At 59.5% G+C, this 3,770-nt stretch carries 3 protein-coding genes and 1 pseudogene; all 4 read right to left on the bottom strand.

Features of this window, described 5'->3' with window-relative positions; all coding sequences use genetic code 11:
- Positions 1-81: 81 nt before the first annotated feature.
- Complete coding sequence (locus AC3WN7_RS25470; RefSeq protein ID WP_227698141.1) at positions 82-621, bottom strand: methyl-accepting chemotaxis protein; 540 nt, start codon at positions 619-621, stop codon at positions 82-84.
- Between the two features lie 6 nt (positions 622-627).
- Positions 628-1,401, bottom strand: a pseudogene (locus AC3WN7_RS25475) (PAS domain-containing protein); the annotation flags it as partial.
- A 602-nt stretch (positions 1,402-2,003) separates the two neighbouring features.
- Positions 2,004-3,017, bottom strand: coding sequence for an ABC transporter substrate-binding protein (locus AC3WN7_RS25480; protein WP_102675437.1), 1,014 nt, complete (start codon positions 3,015-3,017; stop codon positions 2,004-2,006).
- Positions 3,014-3,562, bottom strand: a complete 549-nt coding sequence (locus tag AC3WN7_RS25485; protein WP_102675436.1) for a sigma-70 family RNA polymerase sigma factor — start codon at positions 3,560-3,562, stop codon at positions 3,014-3,016. Before AC3WN7_RS25485 ends, AC3WN7_RS25480 begins: the two co-directional genes overlap by 4 nt.
- Positions 3,563-3,770: the final 208 nt, after the last annotated feature.

A 3,770-nucleotide genomic window follows, 5' to 3' on the forward strand; every position in this document is an offset into this window, starting at 1 on the left:
ATAACGCGTGTGACCTGGATAAACGCGGCGCGCTTGAGTCCATCGCCAGCAAGCTGGCTCCTACAGTTGTAGTTACCGCGACTAGTTCAGTTGCAACGTCGAGTTGAACTGACTGATCGCATCCACCACATGCCGTGAGCCCTGCTGGATTTCCAGGATCACCTCGCCGGCCTCGTTCGCCAGTTCCACGCCCAGGCCGGTTCGGCTCAGGCTCGATTGCATGCTCGACACGGCGCTGAGCGACAAGTCGTGGTTTTTGCGCACCACCTCGACGATCTCCAGCGTCGCCTGGCTGGTACGCGCCGCGAGGCTGCGCACCTCATCGGCCACTACCGCAAACCCGCGTCCGTGCTCACCGGCCCGCGCCGCTTCAATCGCCGCGTTGAGTGCCAGCAGGTTGGTCTGATCGGCAATGCCGCGGATGGTCTGCACGATGGTGCCGATGATGTCCGACTGTTTGCTCACGGCATCGATACTCAGTGCCGCTTCGTTCAGGTCGCGGGAAATGTCCTGGATGATCTGCACCGTCTGCTGCACCACTTCGGACCCCTTGCGCGCGCAGACGTCGTTTTGCACCGAGGTGCTGTGGGCCGATTCCGCGGCGGTTTGCAGGGTGGTCATCTGGTGAGTGATGTCGCTGGCAAACTTGACCACTTTGTACAAACGCCCCTTGGCGTCGAACAACGGGTTGTAGGACGCTTCGAGGAATACCGTCTGACCTTGCTTGTTCCTGCGCTCGAAACGGTGGGAGTGATATTCGCCGCGGTTGAGCGAAGCCCAGAAATTTCGGTAACCCTGGGACTCGGCTTCGGCACGGTGGCAGAACAGGCTGTGATGCTGCCCCACCACTTCGTTGAGCGAGTACTGCATGGTTTTCAGGAAGTTGTCGTTGGCGCTGATGACCTTGCCTTCGGGCGTGAATTCGATCACGGCCATGGAGCGGCCGATCGCGGCGAGTCGGCTTTCGTTTTCGTGTTCCTTGTTGATCCGGGCGGTGATGTCGGTAGCGACCTTGATCACGCTCTTGACCTGCCGGTCGGGGCCCAGCACCGGCAGGTAGGTGGCTTCGAGCCAGATTTCACGGCCGCTTTTGTGCAAGCGCAAAAAGGTCCCGCTCAGCGGCTCGCCCCGCGCCAGGTCACGCCACAGTTTGGTGTAGTCGTCGCTGCGGTAGTACTGCTCTTCACAAAAGATCCGGTGATGCTTGCCGCGCACGTCTTCGGCGCTGTAACCCATGGCACTGCAAAAATTTTCGTTGGCATCGATGACGATGCCGTCCGGGGTGAATTCAATCATCGCCATCGAACGACTGACCGCCGCCAGCTTGGCGTTGGCCTCGGTCAGCGCACAGCTGAAGCGTTCGATTTCCAGCAGGTCAGCCTTGTGATGTAGGTTGAACATTGTTGTATCACCTTGCGCGCAATTTTTTGATTGATGAAAGTTGCAGGTCTTTCACATCCACCACTACGTTCCGTGGAACAGGCACACGCATCCCTCCAAAAAGAAGGACTAGTCAGGTGATAAACGATGATCAATCGGAGGGTCCTTACAGCGACACGCTCATCAAGACATCCTTCTCTTGATAGCCCGCATGCGGGCCAGCCCTAACAGATTCGAATCAAATTCCATTTAGCGGACAGCTCCCTGTCATCAAGTGTCGGTGCCTTTGATTGCGCACTCTGACGGCCAGTCGACCGCCCCATCACGGTCGACATAACCAGTTACAGCTGATCATAGACAGCAAGCTTTGGCTTGCAAGGCCACTAGTCGGCCAGCATTGAGGACAAAAACGGTTCAGCGGCTTGTTGGGGGGGATCAGCGACCGGCGGTGAAAGCGGCACTGACCACTCAATTGGTGTAAGACTTGAGAACATTCGCGAGCAAGCCCGCTCCCACAGGGGATCGTTGTTGACCACAGGATTTGTGGACACAACAGACCCAATGTGGGAGCGGGCTTGCTCGCGAAGACGGCAGTTCAGGCACCGCAGAAACTTCAGACAGTACTACAAGCTCGCACTCACCCTGGTAGCCACCTCCCCCGGCACCCAGCCCTTCCACACCTGCGGCTGCTCACGCAAAAACGCTTCGGCGACTTCGCGGGGTTTCTGGCGTTTTTCACTCATCTGGCCCAGGGTCTGATTCAACAGATCTATCGGCAGGTCGACCTTTTCGAAGAACGTCACCAGGTCCGGGTATTGCGCCTTGAACGGTGCCGACACGCCGATGGCCAGGCTCGCCGGCATCGAGCGCGTGCCTTTGGGGTTCGGGTTGTTGGCGTCGGCCAGGGTTTTCCAGGCTTCGGCGTCGAACGGCGGTTCGTCGAGCTTCACCAGCTTGAATCGCCCCAACAGCGGTGTCGGCGACCAGTAGTAGAACAGCACCGGTTTGCCACGGCGGATCGACGACGCCACTTCTGCGTCCAGCGCTGCGCCGGAACCGGTGCGGAAGTTGACGTAGCTGGCGGTCAGGTCATAAGCCTTGAGTTTCTGGCTGTTGACGATTTCCGAGGTCCAGCCGGTGGGGCTATTGAGGAAGCGTCCGCGACTCGGGTCTTCAGGGTCGCGGAATACATCCTTGTACTTCGCCAGGTCGGCAACGGACTTCAGCTCCGGGGCCAAGGGCTTGATGCCGCGCTCGGGATCGCCCTTGATCACGTACTCCGGCACCCACCAACCTTCGGTGGCGCCTTTGACCGTATCGCCGAGGCCGAAGACCTTGCCCTCGGCGGCGGCCTTGACCCAGGCAGGGCTGCGTCCGGCCCACTCTTCACCGATGACCTGAATATCGTTTTTGGCCAGCGCCGCTTCCAGGCTGACGGTGCTGCCCGGCAGCGTGTCGGTCGGGTAGCCGTAACCTTTCTCAACGATCAGGCGCAGGATTTCGGTGATCAGGCTGCCGCTTTCCCAAGTGATGTCGCCAAAATGGATAGGCGCCGCTTTTTCCGTGGCCGATGCCGGGTGGGACAACAGGCTCAGGGCCAGCAGCGAACTGCCGAGCAGGGTTTTGATCGATCTCATGCGGACCTCTTGTTCTGGAGTGGGCGGTTCAGGGATTGGTTGGCGCTGTGCCGGTCGCACAGGGCCTGGGAACGGGTCATGTAGTCGCTGACCGAACGCAGGGAAATGCCCAGCGCAGCGGCAATTTGCGGATAGGTCAGGCCGTCGATCCGCGCCAGCAGGAAGGTCGAGCGCACTTTGCCGGGTAGCCGCTGAAGGCTGCGCTCCACACGGGTCAGGGTCTGGGACCGTTGAACCAGTTCCTCCGGCGATTCGGCGTGGATCGGCTCGGCCTGTTGCAGTTGCTGAAGGTACTGGCGCTCCAGATCACCTCGACGCCAACGCTGATAGAGCAGGCGTCGGGCGACGGTGGTGAGCAAGGCGCGGGGTTCACGGATGGCCGTCAGGCCAGGCGCCTGGAGCAGCTGCAGGAAGGTTTCGCAGGCAATGTCTTCGACAGCGGCGGCATCGTTCAGAGACTGACGCAGGCGTGTGCAGAGCCAGTGGTAGTGAGCACGGAACAGTCCGTCCACGTGTTTGCGGTGAAGAATATCGGCGCCGGACATAGGGGCTCCTGGGTTAGGGGTCGCTGAATGTCCGGTGGTCCGGTGAGGCGAATCCTAGCAAGGAGCCTTATTCATTAATAATACTTAAAACTTATTTTTATATTCATTTATGGAATTTAAGATTTCTTGCGCCTTACCATCCGTCATCGCGGGCAAGCCCGCTCCCACAGGTACTCCGAAACCCTGTGGGAGCGGGCTTGCCCGCGAA

The sequence above is a fragment of the Pseudomonas sp. FW305-70 genome (assembly GCF_058783925.1).